This window comes from Serratia sarumanii (assembly GCF_029962605.1).
Classification (GTDB): domain Bacteria; phylum Pseudomonadota; class Gammaproteobacteria; order Enterobacterales; family Enterobacteriaceae; genus Serratia; species Serratia sarumanii.
In genome coordinates this window covers 5031585-5048605 of the sequence record NZ_CP124750.1, presented here as the reverse complement: position 1 = coordinate 5048605, position 17021 = coordinate 5031585, and the positions used below count along the sequence as shown (strand labels likewise).

11 protein-coding genes, 1 tRNA gene and 3 rRNA genes are annotated in these 17021 nt (G+C 57.7%); 11 read left to right on the top strand and 4 right to left on the bottom strand.

The features are described 5' to 3' along the window. The first annotated feature begins 251 nt into the window (after positions 1-251). From kup to rbsR, 7 genes are all read left to right on the top strand, one after another. Entirely contained in the window at positions 252-2120 is a 1869-nt protein-coding gene (kup, locus tag SSARUM_RS23860; RefSeq protein ID WP_033636508.1) for a low affinity potassium transporter Kup, read from the top strand. A 170-nt stretch (positions 2121-2290) separates the two neighbouring features. Next, positions 2291-2710 carry a D-ribose pyranase gene (gene rbsD / locus SSARUM_RS23855; RefSeq protein WP_033649571.1) on the top strand — a complete coding sequence of 140 codons (420 nt, stop codon included), beginning with the start codon at positions 2291-2293 and terminating at the stop codon, positions 2708-2710. A gap of 7 nt (positions 2711-2717) precedes the next feature. Continuing rightward, positions 2718-4223, top strand: coding sequence for a ribose ABC transporter ATP-binding protein RbsA (rbsA, locus tag SSARUM_RS23850; RefSeq protein ID WP_033636505.1), 1506 nt, complete (start codon positions 2718-2720; stop codon positions 4221-4223). Positions 4224-4229: 6 nt separating this feature from the next. Then, entirely contained in the window at positions 4230-5198 is a 969-nt protein-coding gene (gene rbsC, locus SSARUM_RS23845; protein WP_019455467.1) for a ribose ABC transporter permease, read from the top strand. A gap of 24 nt (positions 5199-5222) precedes the next feature. After that, entirely contained in the window at positions 5223-6110 is an 888-nt protein-coding gene (gene rbsB, locus SSARUM_RS23840) for a ribose ABC transporter substrate-binding protein RbsB (RefSeq protein WP_033638632.1), read from the top strand. 61 nt (positions 6111-6171) lie between these two features. After that, complete coding sequence (rbsK, locus tag SSARUM_RS23835) at positions 6172-7098, top strand: ribokinase (protein WP_140926562.1); 927 nt, start codon at positions 6172-6174, stop codon at positions 7096-7098. Between the two features lie 4 nt (positions 7099-7102). After that, positions 7103-8104, top strand: coding sequence for a ribose operon transcriptional repressor RbsR (gene rbsR / locus SSARUM_RS23830; RefSeq protein WP_039568324.1), 1002 nt, complete (start codon positions 7103-7105; stop codon positions 8102-8104). On the opposite strand, the gene mdtD is transcribed toward rbsR, so the two are convergent. Both mdtD and SSARUM_RS23820 read right to left on the bottom strand, forming a co-directional pair. Continuing rightward, a complete protein-coding gene (mdtD, locus tag SSARUM_RS23825) occupies positions 8101-9516 on the bottom strand; it encodes a multidrug transporter subunit MdtD (protein ID WP_060431240.1) in 1416 nt (471 codons plus the stop codon). The two genes, rbsR and mdtD, sit on opposite strands and share 4 nt — an antisense overlap. 67 nt (positions 9517-9583) lie before the next feature. Continuing rightward, on the bottom strand, positions 9584-10273 hold the full coding sequence (locus SSARUM_RS23820; protein ID WP_033649575.1) for a FadR/GntR family transcriptional regulator: 690 nt from the start codon (positions 10271-10273) through the stop codon (positions 9584-9586). 475 nt (positions 10274-10748) lie between these two features. Here SSARUM_RS23820 and SSARUM_RS23815 point away from each other — a divergent pair. The 4 genes from SSARUM_RS23815 (at position 10749) to rrf (ending at position 15820) form a co-directional block, all read left to right on the top strand. After that, positions 10749-12290, top strand: a 16S ribosomal RNA gene (locus SSARUM_RS23815). Between the two features lie 88 nt (positions 12291-12378). Beyond that, a tRNA-Glu gene (locus tag SSARUM_RS23810) sits at positions 12379-12454 on the top strand. Between the two features lie 239 nt (positions 12455-12693). Then, positions 12694-15601 (top strand): 23S ribosomal RNA (locus SSARUM_RS23805). Positions 15602-15704: 103 nt separating this feature from the next. Continuing rightward, positions 15705-15820, top strand: a 5S ribosomal RNA gene (rrf, locus tag SSARUM_RS23800). The 16S, 23S and 5S rRNA genes sit together here with 1 tRNA gene alongside, the layout of an rRNA operon. 72 nt (positions 15821-15892) lie before the next feature. Here rrf and mobB read toward each other — a convergent pair. Together mobB and mobA are read right to left on the bottom strand one after the other, a co-directional pair. Next, positions 15893-16411, bottom strand: coding sequence for a molybdopterin-guanine dinucleotide biosynthesis protein MobB (mobB, locus tag SSARUM_RS23795; RefSeq protein ID WP_033649756.1), 519 nt, complete (start codon positions 16409-16411; stop codon positions 15893-15895). Then, entirely contained in the window at positions 16408-16998 is a 591-nt protein-coding gene (gene mobA / locus SSARUM_RS23790) for a molybdenum cofactor guanylyltransferase MobA (RefSeq protein WP_033649755.1), read from the bottom strand. Before mobA ends, mobB begins: the two co-directional genes overlap by 4 nt. Positions 16999-17021 lie beyond the last annotated feature (23 nt).

Genomic DNA, 17021 nt, shown 5'->3' with positions numbered 1-17021 from the left:
CTTGGTCGATAATCCGATGATAAACCACCATTATTTTTAGTGGTATAGCTTGTTGATTAGTAATATTTTTCTAAGTTGAGCCGGATATCCGGTTCACATTTTGTTTATTTTTCGGCTCTGATATAAGGGTAGGCAAGCCGTATAAATGGTGCATACTGTGCGGCTTTCTGGTGGGCGTGACGGATCTTTGAGCCCGTATTTTGCCTGATGCGGATGCATCGCTAACGGATGTTCTGATAAAGAAACGAATTATGAGCGCAGAGCATAAGCAGTCCTTATCGGCGGTAACCCTGGCGGCCATCGGCGTGGTCTACGGTGATATCGGCACCAGCCCTCTCTATACGTTGAGAGAGTGTTTCTCCGGCCATTACGGCTTCGATGTTCGTCCAGACGTGGTTTTCGGCTTCCTGTCGCTGATTTTCTGGATGCTGATCGTGATCGTTTCCCTCAAATATCTCACCTACGTGATGCGCGCGGACAACGCCGGCGAAGGCGGCATTCTGACGCTGATGTCGCTGGCCGGGCGCAATACCTCGGCGCGCACCACCGCGGTGCTGGTGATACTGGGCCTGATCGGCGGCAGCTTCTTCTATGGCGAGGTGGTGATCACCCCGGCGATCTCGGTGATGTCGGCGATAGAGGGGTTGGAAATCGCCGCGCCTGCGCTCGATGCCTATATCGTGCCGCTCTCTATTCTGGTGCTGACCCTGCTGTTCGTTATCCAAAAACACGGCACCGGCAGCGTCGGCAAGCTGTTCGCCCCGGTAATGCTGTTGTGGTTCATCGTGTTGGCGGTACTGGGCGCGCGCAGCATCATTTCGAACCCGGAAGTGCTGCAGGCGCTGAACCCCAAATGGGCGCTCAACTTCTTCATGGAATATAAGAAGGTGTCGTTCTTTGCGCTGGGGGCGGTGGTGCTGTCGATCACCGGCGTCGAGGCGCTGTATGCCGATATGGGGCACTTCGGTAAGTTCCCGATCCGCCTGGCCTGGTTCACCGTGGTGCTGCCTTCGCTGGTGCTCAACTACTTCGGCCAGGGCGCGCTGCTGCTGAAAAACCCTGAGGCGATCAAAAACCCGTTCTTCCTGCTGGCACCCGACTGGGCGCTGATCCCGCTGCTGATTCTGGCGACCCTGGCGACGGTTATCGCTTCGCAGGCGGTGATTTCCGGCGTCTTCTCGCTGACCCGCCAGGCGGTGCGCCTGGGCTATCTGTCGCCGATGCGCATTATTCACACCTCGGAAATGGAATCCGGCCAGATCTACATTCCAGTGATCAACTGGACGCTGTACATCTCGGTGGTGCTGGTGATTGTCGGTTTCGAACACTCCAGCAACCTGGCGGCGGCGTACGGCATCGCCGTCACCGGCACCATGGTGCTGACCAGCATTCTGGTCACCTCGGTGGCGATCAACAACTGGCACTGGAATCGCTTCCTGGCGCTCGGCATCGCTGCCATCTTGCTGATCATCGACGTGCCGATGTTCTCCGCCAATGCCCTGAAGCTGTTCTCCGGCGGCTGGTTGCCGCTGACCTTGGCGCTGGTGATGTTTATCATTATGACCACCTGGAAGAGCGAGCGCTTCCGCCTGCTGCGCCGCCTGCATGAACACGGCAACTCGCTGGAGGCGATGATCGCCTCGCTGGAGAAATCGCCGCCGGTGCGGGTGCCGGGTACCGCGGTGTTCCTGTCGCGCGCCACCAACGTCATTCCTTTTGCGCTGCTGCACAACCTGAAGCACAACAAGGTGCTGCATGAGCGTGTGGTGCTGCTGACGCTGCGCACCGAGGATGCGCCTTACGTGCACAACGTGCGCCGGGTGACCATCGAACAGCTGTCGCCGACCTTCTGGCGGGTAGTGGCCAGCTACGGCTGGCGGGAAACGCCGAACGTCGAGGAGGTATTCCACCGCTGCGGGCTGGAAGGGTTGCCGTGCCGCATGTCGGAGACCTCGTTCTTCATGTCCCATGAATCGCTGATCCTCACCAAGCGGCCGTGGTACCTCTACCTGCGCGGCAAGCTGTTCGTCGCCCTGAGCCGCAACGCGCTGCGCGCGCCGGATCAGTTTGAGATCCCGCCGAACCGGGTCATCGAGCTCGGCACGCAGGTCGAGATCTAACCCGCCTGACAGGGGCTCAGCATGGCTGAGCCCCTTTTGTTTGCGCATTGTCCGTGCGTGAACGAAACGTTTCGATAGCGATCACACTTCTGCATTGTCCCGGTTGCCTTCCCCTGCCGTTTTTTTAAACTCCCCCAGAGAGCGAAACGTTTCGCTAGCGGAGTGAGAAGATGAAAAAAGGCGTATTACTGAATTCCGATGTGTCTGCCGTGATTGCCCGGCTGGGGCATACCGACCAGCTCACCCTGTGCGACGCGGGCCTGCCGATACCGGCGGCGACGCAGCGCATCGATCTGGCGCTGACGCAGGGCGTGCCGACCTTCATGCAGGTGTTCGCGGCGGTTACGCAAGAGATGCAGGTAGAAAGCGCCATCCTGGCGGAAGAGATCGTGAAACAGAATCCGTCGCTTCACGAGGCACTGCTGGCTGAACTGACCGCACTGGGCCAACGCCAGGGCAATACCATCAGCGTGCGTTATATCAGCCATCAGGCGTTTAAAGCGCAAACCGAGCACAGCCGGGCGGTGATCCGCAGCGGGGAGTGTTCGCCTTACGCGAACCTGATCCTGTGCGCCGGCGTAACTTTCTGAGGCGTTTATGCAACCTTTACTGCAACTGAAAGGGATTGATAAAGCCTTTCCCGGCGTGAAGGCGCTTTCCGGCGCCGCCCTCAGCGTTTATCCCGGCAAGGTGATGGCGCTGGTGGGGGAAAACGGCGCCGGGAAGTCCACCATGATGAAAGTGCTGACCGGCATCTACCAGAAAGACGCCGGCAGCCAGTATTTTCTCGGTAACGAGGTGGCGTTCAACGGGCCTAAAGATTCGCAGGAAGCGGGCATCGGCATTATCCATCAGGAGCTGAATCTGATCCCGCAGCTGACGATTGCGGAAAACATCTTCCTCGGCCGCGAGTTCGTCAACCGTTTCGGCCGCATTGACTGGAAGCGTATGTACGCCGAGGCCGATCGCCTGTTGGCGCGCCTCAACCTGCGCTACAGCAGCCACCGGCTGGTGGGCGAGCTGTCGATCGGCGATCAGCAGATGGTGGAGATTGCCAAGGTGCTGAGCTTCGAATCGAAAGTGATCATCATGGACGAACCGACCGACGCGCTGACCGACACCGAAACCGCCTCGCTGTTCAAAGTGATCAACGAGCTGAAGGCCGAAGGGCGCGGCATCGTTTATATCTCGCACCGCCTGAAAGAGATTTTTGAAATCTGCGACGACGTGACCGTGTTCCGCGACGGGCAGTTTATCGCCGAGCGGCCGGTGAGCGAGCTGCAGGAAGATTCGCTGATTGAGATGATGGTCGGCCGCAAGCTGGAAGAGCAGTACCCGCGCCTTGATTTGCCGCGCGGGGAAAAACGGTTGGAAGTCAGCCACCTTTCCGGCCCCGGCGTTGAGGACGTCAGTTTTACGCTGTATCGCGGCGAGATCCTCGGCGTGGCCGGGCTGATGGGCGCCGGGCGCACCGAACTGATGAAGATCCTGTACGGCGCCGCGCCGCGCAAGGCCGGCACCGTCAGCCTGGATGGCCGCGAGGTGGTCACCCATTCGCCGCAGGACGGGTTGGCGAACGGCATCGTCTATATCTCGGAAGACCGCAAGCGCGACGGCCTGGTGCTGGGCATGTCGGTGAAGGAAAACATGTCGCTGACCGCGCTGCGCTACTTCAGCCGCGCCGACGGCAGCCTGAAACAGGCCGACGAGCGGCAGGCGGTGGGGGATTTCATCCGGCTGTTTAATATCAAAACGCCGTCGATGGAACAGCCGATCGGTCTGCTTTCCGGCGGCAATCAGCAAAAAGTGGCGATCGCCCGCGGCCTGATGACTCGGCCGAAGGTGCTGATCCTCGATGAGCCGACGCGCGGCGTCGACGTCGGCGCCAAAAAAGAGATCTATCAGTTAATCAACCAGTTCAAGCAGGAAGGGCTGAGCATCATTCTGGTGTCTTCGGAAATGCCGGAGGTGATGGGCATGAGCGATCGCATTCTGGTGATGCACGAAGGGCATCTCAGCGGCGAGTTCCCGATTGAACAGGCCACCCAGGAAGCGTTGATGGCGGCAGCCGTCGGCAAGCAATACGGCGTAAAGCAGGAGTAATCAGATATGAGTTCCCAGACTATCGCAGCCAAGCGCTGGTTCAGTAAAGAGTGGCTGTTAGAGCAGAAGTCGTTGATTGCGCTGCTGGTGCTGATCGCTGTGGTCTCTTCCATGAGCCCGAACTTCTTCACCCTGAACAATCTGTTCAATATTCTGCAGCAAACCTCGGTGAACGCTATCATGGCGGTGGGGATGACGCTGGTGATCCTTACGTCCGGCATCGATCTGTCGGTGGGATCGCTGCTGGCGCTGACCGGCGCGGTAGCGGCGTCGATCGTCGGCTTTGAGGTCAACGCGCTGGTGGCGGTGGCGGCGGCATTGGCGCTGGGCGCCGCGGTTGGCGCCTGCACCGGGGTGATCGTCGCCAAAGGCAAAGTGCAGGCCTTTATCGCCACGCTGGTGATGATGCTGCTGCTGCGCGGCGTCACCATGGTGTACACCAACGGCAGCCCGGTCAACACCGGTTTCACCGACGTGGCCGACACCTTCGGCTGGTTCGGCATCGGCCGCCCGCTGGGCGTGCCTACGCCGATCTGGATCATGGCAATCGTGTTCATCGCCGCCTGGTATATGCTGCACCATACGCGCCTGGGCCGCTATATTTATGCCCTGGGCGGCAATGAAGCGGCAACCCGCCTGTCCGGCATCAGCGTCGATAAGGTGAAGATTATCGTCTACTCGCTGTGCGGCCTGCTGGCGGCGCTGGCCGGGGTGATCGAAGTGGCGCGCCTGTCGTCGGCGCAGCCGACCGCCGGCACCGGCTATGAGCTGGACGCCATCGCCGCCGTGGTGCTGGGCGGCACCAGCCTGGCCGGCGGCAAAGGCCGCATCGTCGGCACGCTGATCGGGGCGCTGATCCTCGGCTTCCTGAACAACGGCCTGAATTTACTGGGTGTTTCTTCCTACTACCAAATGATCGTGAAGGCAGTGGTGATACTGCTGGCGGTTCTGGTAGATAACAAAAGCAACAAGTAACCTCCCCCTACAGGAATCACGATGATGAAAATGAAAAAACTGGCAACCTTAGCTTCCGCCATCGCGCTGAGCGCCACCCTGAGCGCCAATGCCATGGCCAAAGACACCATCGCGCTGGTGGTGTCCACCCTCAACAACCCGTTCTTCGTCTCGATGAAGGATGGCGCGCAGCAAGAGGCCAACAAGCTGGGCTACAACCTGGTGGTGCTGGATTCCCAGAATAACCCGGCGAAAGAGCTGGCCAACGTGCAGGATCTGATGGTGCGCGCGCCCAAGCTGCTGCTGATCAACCCGACCGACTCCGACGCGGTGGGCAACGCCATCAAGATGGCCAACCAGGCTAAGATCCCGGTCATTACGCTGGACCGCGTGGCGAGCAAGGGCGAGGTGGTGAGCCACATCGCTTCGGATAACCGCGTGGGCGGCAAAATGGCCGGCGACTTCATCGCCAAGAAAGTGGGTGCCGATGCCAAGGTGATTCAGCTGGAAGGCATCGCCGGCACTTCCGCCGCGCGTGAACGCGGTGAAGGCTTCAAGCAGTCGCTGGATCAGAATAAATTCAAACTGTTGGCCAGCCAGCCGGCCGATTTCGATCGCACCAAGGGCCTGAACGTGATGCAGAACCTGCTGACCGCGCACCCGGACGTGCAGGCGGTGTTCGCCCAGAACGATGAAATGGCGCTGGGTGCGCTGCGCGCGCTGCAAACCGCCGGTAAAACCGACGTGATCGTGGTAGGCTTCGACGGCACCGCCGACGGCGTGAAAGCGGTTGAAGGCGGCAAGCTGGCGGCGACCGTGGCGCAGCGTCCCGATCAGATCGGCGTGATCGGTGTGGAAACCGCCGATAAAGTGCTGAAAGGCGAAAAAGTGCCGGCGACCATCCCGGTCGATTTGAAACTGGTCACTAAATAAGTCATACCAGCGCCATCGGAACGGGGCGTTTACGATGGCGCGCAATTCAGGAATCAATGCGATGGAAACAGGTAAGCTGGTGGTTCTTGGCAGCATCAATGCCGACCATATCCTCAATATTGAACACTTCCCCCACCCGGGCGAAACGGTGATCGGGAAACAGTATAAGGTGGCGTTTGGCGGCAAGGGCGCGAATCAGGCGGTGGCGGCCGGGCGCAGCGGGGCGGAGATCGCCTTTATCGCCTGCGTGGGCGCCGACGACATTGGTGAACGTGTCCGCTGGCAGCTGGCGAGCGATCGTATTGATATCCAACCGATTGAAGCCATCACCGGCAGCACCACCGGCGTGGCGCTGATCTTCGTCAACGCCGAAGGCGAGAACGTGATTGGCATCGATGCCGGCGCCAACGCCGCGGTGACGCCGGATTACCTGGCGCGCTACCAACAAAAAGTGATCGATGCCGACGCTTTGCTGATGCAGCTGGAGTCGCCGCTGGAGACGGTGATCGCCGCCGCCCGCCTGGCGAAGCAGCATCACACGCAGGTGATCCTCAACCCGGCCCCGGCGCGTGAGCTGCCGGACGAGCTGCTGGGCATGATCGATATGATCACCCCGAATGAAACCGAAGCCCAGCGCCTGACCGGCATCACCGTGGACAACGACGCCGATGCGGCGCGCGCGGCGCAGGCGCTGCACGACAAGGGCATCGCGACGGTGATCATCACCCTCGGCAGCCGCGGCGTGTGGCTGAGCGAAAACGGCAACGGCAAACGGGTGCCCGGCTTCAAGGTGCAAGCGGTGGATACTATCGCCGCCGGCGATACCTTTAACGGTGCGCTGGTCACAGCCCTGTTGGAAGGCAAGGCCATGGCCGACGCGGTGCGTTTCGCCCATGCGGCGGCGGCGATCGCCGTGACCCGCGCTGGCGCGCAGCCTTCGGTGCCGTGGCGTGAAGAGATCGACGCCTTCTTGCAGCAGCAGGGGTGATCCTTTGGCCACCATGAAAGATGTCGCCCGCCTGGCGGGCGTTTCAACCTCTACCGTTTCGCATGTGGTCAACAACAATCGCTTTGTCAGCGACAGCGTGCGCGACAAGGTCATGGCGGCCGTGGAACAGCTGAACTATGCGCCTTCCGCGCTGGCGCGCAGCCTGAAGCTCAATCAGACGCGCACCATCGGCATGCTGGTGACCGCCAGCAACAACCCGTTTTATGCCGAAGTGGTGCGCGGCGTGGAGCGCAGCTGCTATGAACGCGGCTACAGTTTAATCCTGTGCAATACCGAAGAAGACGCCGCGCGCATGAACCGCAGCATGGAGACGCTGCTGCAAAAGCGCGTCGACGGTTTGCTGCTGATGTGCACCGAAAACCACCGGCCATCGCAAGATGCCCTGAGCCGCTACCCGTCATTGCCGATCGTGATGATGGACTGGGCGCCGTTCGAGGGCGCCAACGACATTATTCAGGATAACTCGCTACTGGGCGGCGAGATGGCGACCGATCATCTGATCGCCCGCGGCTACCGCCAAATCGCCTGCATCGCCGGCCCGCAGGATAAAACCACCGCCCGTCACCGGCTGGAAGGCTATCGCAACGCGATGCGGCGCGCCGGATTGCCGGTTCCGCCAGGGTATGAAGTGCACTGCGATTTTGAGTTTGAGGGCGGCGTGAACGCCATGCGCCAACTGCTGGCGCTGGACGAGCCGCCGCATGCGGTGTTCGCCGGCAACGACGCGGTGGCGGTGGGCGTTTATCAGGCGCTGTATCAGGCCGGGCTCTCCGTGCCGCAGGATATGGCGGTGATGGGCTACGATGACATTGAGCTGGCGCGCTATCTGGCGCCGCCGCTGAGCACCATTCATCAGCCGAAGGATTCGCTGGGCGAACTGGCGATCGATGCGCTGATCAATCGCCTGCAAAACCCGGAGCGCGCCCCCCAGGTGCTGGTGCTGACGCCCGAGCTGGTGGAACGCGCCTCGGTGGGCCGCCGTTAACTCGCCGCCTTCGCTTCTTTCTTGCTTTCCTGGCCGCTGATCAAATTGCGGCCATCCCTCCTTCTCAGCAACATAAACACCAGCGCCGACGCCACGGTGACGATCCCCATGGTGATAAAGGTGTAATGGAAGTGGTCGATCATGGTGCCTAACGACAGAGATTCGTAAAAACGCAGCACCGCCGCGCTGATCGCCACGCCGAAGCTGATGGACAGCTGTTGGGTGACCGCCAGGACGCTGTTGCCGGCGCTGGCGTTGGCGTCGTTCAAATCCGCCAGGCTGATGGTGTTCATGGCGGTGAACTGGGTGGACATCGCCATGCCCAGCACGAACAGCGGCAGGATCATCAGCCACAGCGGCATGCCCGGGCTTTGCAGGGCGAACTGGGCGATCAGCACCCCGATGATGACGGTGATGCCGATCAGCGTTTTTCGGTAGCCGAACCAGCGCAGCACCTGAGTGACGGTGGATTTCGCCATCAGCGAGCCGATGGCGGTTGGCGCCATCATGCAGCCGGCGACGATCGCCGTGTAGCCAAATCCCACCTGCAGCATGAGCGGCATTAAAAACGGCACGCAGCCGGTGCCCAGCCTGGAGGCGACGTTGCCGGCGATGCCGACCGAGAAAGTGCGGGTTTTGAACAGGTCGAGACCGATCAGCGGCTGAGGATGACGGCGGGCGTGCGCGATGTAGCCGAACAGCATCACGAAGCCGCTGAGCAGAATGCCCAGCGAAACGTAGCTCGCCAGTACCCGCTCGCCAAACAGTTCCAGCCCGGTAGAGATCAGCACCAGGCTCAGGCCGAACAGCATAAAGCCAAGGAAGTCGAAGCGGCGCTTGGGCGTGGTGAAGTCCGGCATGTATTTACGCGCATAGAAGATGCCGAGCAGGCCGATAGGGATATTGATCAGGAAAATCCAGTGCCAGGTGGCGTAGGTGACCAGCCAGCCGCCCAGCAGCGGCCCCAGAATCGGCCCGACCAGGCCGGGCATGGTGACGAAGTTCAGCACCGGCAGCAGTTCGCTGCGTGGGTAGGCGCGCAGTAGCGCCAATCGCGCGACCGGCATCATCATCGCGCCGCCGATGCCCTGCAGCACGCGAGAGGCTACCAGCGCGCTCAGCGTAGGGGACAGAGCGCACAGCAGCGAGCCGAGGGTGAATAACGTGACGGCGAAGATGAACACGCGCCGGGTGCCGAAGCGGTCCGCCAGCCAGCCGCTGACCGGGATCAGCATCGCTACCGTCAGCGTGTAGCTGATGACGGCCGATTGCATCGCCAGCGGCGAACGCCCCAGGCTTTGGGCGATCGCCGGCAGCGCGGTATTGAGGATAGTGGCGTCCAGCGCCTGCATAAAGAACGCCATTGCGGCGATCCACGGAAGTCCTGCCATACTGCGCGCGGATTGGGTCATGGTCGGTCCTGGTTAAATGGTCGTCTGTCCCTCGTCTCTTTCTTCTATATATAAGCGGGGAGCGTGTCTAGTCTTTCTCTTTCAGCAGTATCTGGCAGGCGACGAGCGCGCCGGCGCTGTCTCCGGCGAGTATCGCATCGACGATAGCCTGATGATGGCGCAGCTTGATCACTTCATTGCCGGTGATGGCGCGGAAGTAGCTTTGGTACACCGAGCTGAACAGGTTGGCGAACGAGGTCAGGAACGGGTTGCCGCTGGCTTCGTAGATGAGCTGGTGGAATTGGGTATCGACCTGGATCCAACGCTCGCGATCAAACTGGGTATGCAGCGCGCGCATTTCCGCCATCAGCTCCGCCAGCAGCTTGGTTTGCTGCGGGCTGGCGTGGTTTGCCGCCAACGCGCAGGCCTGCGGCTCCAGCGAGGTACGCAGGATAAGGAAGTGTTGCATCACCTGATCGAAGTTTTCCCGCGTCATCCACCAGGTCAGTAAATCCTGATCGAGGAAATTCCATTGGCTCTGCGGCATCACGCGGGTGCCGATGCGCGGGCGCGGTAGTAGCATGCCTTTGGCGGCTAACATCTTTACCGCTTCGCGTACTGCGGTGCGGCTGACGCCGAATTGCTCGCCCAGTTCCATTTCACCGGGCAGGATGCTGCCGGCCCGATAATCGCCCGCCAGAATTTGTTGGCCAAGTTTCTCTGCAAGCAGATAAGAAAGATTGCGTTGGGCGGCCTGTTGTTGTGCATTTAACGGCATGGCTGCGGGTCCTTACTGACATCGTTATTTCTATTTTACTCCAGTGATCGCCAGCTTTTATGGCTGTTTGCCTGAAAAAGTGACATAAATTCGTCGCTTTTTCGCCCTTTTGTTGAAAAAAAGCGCGCTTGAAAAGTTTTTTGCATTTAGGGGTTGCGGCCTGCCGAGAACTCCCTATAATGCGCCTCCACTGACCGGGAACAACGACTGACAAGCCGCCGGGTCAGCGAGAAGAAAGCAAAATAAACGCTTGACTCTCCGGGCTAAAAGCGTATTATACGCAGCCCGCGCCGATGAGTTTCTCGGCACTGCTCTTTAACAATTTATCAGACAATCTGTGTGGGCACTCCACAAGACGATATCCAGCATCCTCGGATGCAAAAAAATATCAAGTCTTGAAGAGTGACTAACTGAAGTAAAATTCATGCAGTAAATCTTTGAGCATCGCTTCTCGAGTGGAAGCACATCAAGCTTTTAATTGAAGAGTTTGATCATGGCTCAGATTGAACGCTGGCGGCAGGCTTAACACATGCAAGTCGAGCGGTAGCACAGGGGAGCTTGCTCCCTGGGTGACGAGCGGCGGACGGGTGAGTAATGTCTGGGAAACTGCCTGATGGAGGGGGATAACTACTGGAAACGGTAGCTAATACCGCATAACGTCGCAAGACCAAAGAGGGGGACCTTCGGGCCTCTTGCCATCAGATGTGCCCAGATGGGATTAGCTAGTAGGTGGGGTAATGGCTCACCTAGGCGACGATCCCTAGCTGGTCTGAGAGGATGACCAGCCACACTGGAACTGAGACACGGTCCAGACTCCTACGGGAGGCAGCAGTGGGGAATATTGCACAATGGGCGCAAGCCTGATGCAGCCATGCCGCGTGTGTGAAGAAGGCCTTCGGGTTGTAAAGCACTTTCAGCGAGGAGGAAGGTGGTGAACTTAATACGTTCATCAATTGACGTTACTCGCAGAAGAAGCACCGGCTAACTCCGTGCCAGCAGCCGCGGTAATACGGAGGGTGCAAGCGTTAATCGGAATTACTGGGCGTAAAGCGCACGCAGGCGGTTTGTTAAGTCAGATGTGAAATCCCCGGGCTCAACCTGGGAACTGCATTTGAAACTGGCAAGCTAGAGTCTCGTAGAGGGGGGTAGAATTCCAGGTGTAGCGGTGAAATGCGTAGAGATCTGGAGGAATACCGGTGGCGAAGGCGGCCCCCTGGACGAAGACTGACGCTCAGGTGCGAAAGCGTGGGGAGCAAACAGGATTAGATACCCTGGTAGTCCACGCTGTAAACGATGTCGATTTGGAGGTTGTGCCCTTGAGGCGTGGCTTCCGGAGCTAACGCGTTAAATCGACCGCCTGGGGAGTACGGCCGCAAGGTTAAAACTCAAATGAATTGACGGGGGCCCGCACAAGCGGTGGAGCATGTGGTTTAATTCGATGCAACGCGAAGAACCTTACCTACTCTTGACATCCAGAGAACTTTCCAGAGATGGATTGGTGCCTTCGGGAACTCTGAGACAGGTGCTGCATGGCTGTCGTCAGCTCGTGTTGTGAAATGTTGGGTTAAGTCCCGCAACGAGCGCAACCCTTATCCTTTGTTGCCAGCGGTTCGGCCGGGAACTCAAAGGAGACTGCCAGTGATAAACTGGAGGAAGGTGGGGATGACGTCAAGTCATCATGGCCCTTACGAGTAGGGCTACACACGTGCTACAATGGCGTATACAAAGAGAAGCGACCTCGCGAGAGCAAGCGGACCTCATAAAGTACGTCGTAGTCCGGATTGGAGTCTGCAACTCGACTCCATGAAGTCGGAATCGCTAGTAATCGTAGATCAGAATGCTACGGTGAATACGTTCCCGGGCCTTGTACACACCGCCCGTCACACCATGGGAGTGGGTTGCAAAAGAAGTAGGTAGCTTAACCTTCGGGAGGGCGCTTACCACTTTGTGATTCATGACTGGGGTGAAGTCGTAACAAGGTAACCGTAGGGGAACCTGCGGTTGGATCACCTCCTTACCTAAAGATATTGCTTCGAGTGGCGTGCTCACACAGATTGTCTGATGAAAAAGTAACGAGCAAAAGCGTCATAAAAGTACGGTGTCGTGTCCCCTTCGTCTAGAGGCCTAGGACACCGCCCTTTCACGGCGGTAACAGGGGTTCGAATCCCCTAGGGGACGCCAAGCTTCCGACCCACCCGGTGAAAGCGGCGGTCTTCAGTATCTGACGATACACCATATCTTAAAGATGACTTTCGAGTCATGTTTAAGATATTGCTCTTTAACAATCTGGAACAAGCTGAAAATTGAAACATGACGGCTGAAATTCATTCCTCCGTAGAAGTACCGGAATGAAGAGTAACCTGTCATAGAGTCTCTCAAATGTTTGCAGCGCGAACGATGGAAACATCTTCGGGTTGTGAGGTTAAGTGACTAAGCGTACACGGTGGATGCCTAGGCAGTCAGAGGCGATGAAGGGCGTGCTAATCTGCGAAAAGCGTCGGTAAGGTGATATGAACCGTTACAACCGGCGATACCCGAATGGGGAAACCCAGTGTGTTTCGACACACTATCATGTCATGAATACATAGTGGCATGAGGCGAACCGGGGGAACTGAAACATCTAAGTACCCCGAGGAAAAGAAATCAACCGAGATTCCCCCAGTAGCGGCGAGCGAACGGGGAGGAGCCCAGAACCTGAATCGGCTTGTGTGTTAGTGGAAGCGTCTGGAAAGTCGCGCAGCAAAGGGTGATAGCCCCGTACACTAAAATGCACAGGTCGTGAGTTCGATGAGTAGGGCGGGACACGTGACATCCTGTCTGAATATGGGGGGACCATCCTCCAAGGCTAAATACTCCTGACTGACCGATAGTGAACCAGTACCGTGAGGGAAAGGCGAAAAGAACCCCGGCGAGGGGAGTGAAATAGAACCTGAAACCGTGTACGTACAAGCAGTGGGAGCACCTTCGTGGTGTGACTGCGTACCTTTTGTATAATGGGTCAGCGACTTATATTTTGTAGCAAGGTTAACCGTATAGGGGAGCCGTAGGGAAACCGAGTCTTAACTGGGCGATTAGTTGCAAGGTATAGACCCGAAACCCGGTGATCTAGCCATGGGCAGGTTGAAGGTTGGGTAACACTAACTGGAGGACCGAACCGACTAATGTTGAAAAATTAGCGGATGACTTGTGGCTGGGGGTGAAAGGCCAATCAAACCGGGAGATAGCTGGTTCTCCCCGAAAGCTATTTAGGTAGCGCCTCGTGAACTCATCTTCGGGGGTAGAGCACTGTTTCGGCTAGGGGGCCATCCCGGCTTACCAAACCGATGCAAACTCCGAATACCGAAGAATGTTATCACGGGAGACACACGGCGGGTGCTAACGTCCGTCGTGAAGAGGGAAACAACCCAGACCGCCAGCTAAGGTCCCAAAGTCATGGTTAAGTGGGAAACGATGTGGGAAGGCACAGACAGCCAGGATGTTGGCTTAGAAGCAGCCATCATTTAAAGAAAGCGTAATAGCTCACTGGTCGAGTCGGCCTGCGCGGAAGATGTAACGGGGCTAAACCATGCACCGAAGCTGCGGCAGCGACGCTTAGGCGTTGTTGGGTAGGGGAGCGTTCTGTAAGCCGTTGAAGGTGGCCTGTGAGGGTTGCTGGAGGTATCAGAAGTGCGAATGCTGACATAAGTAACGATAAAGCGGGTGAAAAGCCCGCTCGCCGGAAGACCAAGGGTTCCTGTCCAACGTTAATCGGGGCAGGGTGAGTCGACCCCTAAGGCGAGGCTGAAAAGCGTAGTCGATGGGAAACAGGTTAATATTCCTGTACTTGGTGTTACTGCGAAGGGGGGACGGAGAAGGCTAGGCTAGCCGGGCGACGGTTGTCCCGGTTTAAGCGTGTAGGGGGTGTGACCTGGTAAATCCGGTTACATACTAACCCTGAGGCGTGATGACGATGCACTACGGTGCAGAAGTAGTTGATGCCCTGCTTCCAGGAAAAGCCTCTAAGCTCCAGGTAACATTAAATCGTACCCCAAACCGACACAGGTGGTCAGGTAGAGAATACCAAGGCGCTTGAGAGAACTCGGGTGAAGGAACTAGGCAAAATGGTGCCGTAACTTCGGGAGAAGGCACGCTGGCATGTAGGTGAAGTCCCTCGCGGATGGAGCTGAAGCCAGTCGAAGATACCAGCTGGCTGCAACTGTTTAATAAAAACACAGCACTGTGCAAACACGAAAGTGGACGTATACGGTGTGACGCCTGCCCGGTGCTGGAAGGTTAATTGATGGGGTCAGCCGCAAGGCGAAGCTCTTGATCGAAGCCCCAGTAAACGGCGGCCGTAACTATAACGGTCCTAAGGTAGCGAAATTCCTTGTCGGGTAAGTTCCGACCTGCACGAATGGCGTAATGATGGCCAGGCTGTCTCCACCCGAGACTCAGTGAAATTGAACTCGCTGTGAAGATGCAGTGTACCCGCGGCAAGACGGAAAGACCCCGTGAACCTTTACTATAGCTTGACACTGAACATTGAGCCTTGATGTGTAGGATAGGTGGGAGGCTTTGAAGCGTGGACGCCAGTCTGCGTGGAGCCATCCTTGAAATACCACCCTTTAATGTTTGATGTTCTAACTCGGCCCCGTAATCCGGGGTGAGGACAGTGTCTGGTGGGTAGTTTGACTGGGGCGGTCTCCTCCCAAAGAGTAACGGAGGAGCACGAAGGTTAGCTAATCACGGTCGGACATCGTGAGGTTAGTGCAAAGGCATAAGCTAGCTTGACTGCGAGAGTGACGGCTCGAGCAGGTACGAAAGTAGGTCTTAGTGATCCGGTGGTTCTGAATGGAAGGGCCATCGCTCAACGGATAAAAGGTACTCCGGGGATAACAGGCTGATACCGCCCAAGAGTTCATATCGACGGCGGTGTTTGGCACCTCGATGTCGGCTCATCACATCCTGGGGCTGAAGTAGGTCCCAAGGGTATGGCTGTTCGCCATTTAAAGTGGTACGCGAGCTGGGTTTAGAACGTCGTGAGACAGTTCGGTCCCTATCTGCCGTGGGCGTTGGAAGATTGAGAGGGGTTGCTCCTAGTACGAGAGGACCGGAGTGAACGCACCACTGGTGTTCGGGTTGTCATGCCAATGGCATTGCCCGGTAGCTAAGTGCGGAAAAGATAAGCGCTGAAAGCATCTAAGCGCGAAACTTGCCTCAAGATGAGTCTTCCCTGGGCCTTTAAGGCCCCTGAAGGAACGTTTAAGACTAAGACGTTGATAGGCTGGGTGTGTAAGTGCAGCGATGCATTGAGCTAACCAGTACTAATGATCCGTGAGGCTTAACCTTACAACACCGAAGGTGTTTTAGAGACGAAGAGATTTTCAGCGAAGTTCCGAGATTGGTTCTGATGGCGACACGAAAGTGAAGCGGTTGGAATGAAACGAATTTGCCTGGCGGCAATAGCGCGGTGGTCCCACCTGACCCCATGCCGAACTCAGAAGTGAAACGCCGTAGCGCCGATGGTAGTGTGGGGTCTCCCCATGCGAGAGTAGGACACTGCCAGGCATCAAACCAAGCCGAAAGCCCTGAACTGACGTTCAGGGCTTTTTGCTATGCGTAAAACGCAAAAAAGCGCAGCTACGCTGCGCCTTTCAACCACTCGACAATAAAGTCGGCGATGCTTTCCGGTTGATTGAGATCCAACTGCTTAGCCGCGATGGATAGCGGCTGGTCGCTGGCTACCGCCACGACAAACTGATCCAGCATGTCTTCCAACGGTCTGCCGATCTCGGCCCGATAAAGCAGGATCTTGCTGACCGGCTCATGTTTGAACCCTTCCACCAGAATCAAATCGACCTTATCGGCTTCAAAACGCCCTGCCAGGTAGCGTAGATCCAAAGGTTGTTGCTCCGGCGTTTCGGTCATCAATGCCCAACGGCGATCGCTGGCGACCAGCGTTTGGTCGGCACCCGCTTTGCGCAGCTCATAGCTGTCTTTACCCGGCGTATCCACATCCATGTCGTGATGCGTATGCTTTATGAGCCCAACCCGCACCTGGCGCTGTTTCAGCATTGGGATCAATTGCTTGAGCAGGGTGGTTTTCCCCGTCCCGCTGTAGGCGCCGATGGCCAGCAAAGGGGGCAATGAACGATTCATGTTTTTAGCTCTCGTGCTTGCTGCCAGTGCAGGCAGTCTTCCGGCGTATTCAGGTTATGAAATGCCGTTTGCTGCCCGCTGAACACCACGCGTTGTGCGTTAATCTGATGCAAGAACAGCATCAGCTTGCGTTCACCGCGCGCCAGATAGTCGGCCAGCTGCGGCGCTATTTGGGTATGCAATAATGCCAGCGTAGGGTGATCTCGTTCACCATCGCTGGCAAAGGCTGCTGGCGCCGCGCCTTTTTGCCGCCATAGCTGCGCGACTAAGTCGGCGGGAAAGTCGGGGACGTCACAAGGGACAAAAGCCACCCACTCGCTGGGAGATTGCTTGAGCCCGGCGAGCATCCCGGCCAACGGCCCGGCGAAATCGGGCGTCAGATCGCCAATCACCGGCAAACCGCTCGCCTGGTAACGTGCCTGATTGCGATTGGCGCTGATGGCGACGGAAGCCACTTGCGGCCGTAACCGAGCCAATACGTGTTGATAGAGTGCGATACCGGCAATCGACACCAGGCCTTTGTCTTCACCGCCCATACGCGTGGCCCGTCCGCCGGCCAAAATGACGCCACTGATTTCTTTATGCATCTCGTTTATCCCGCCTTGTCGAT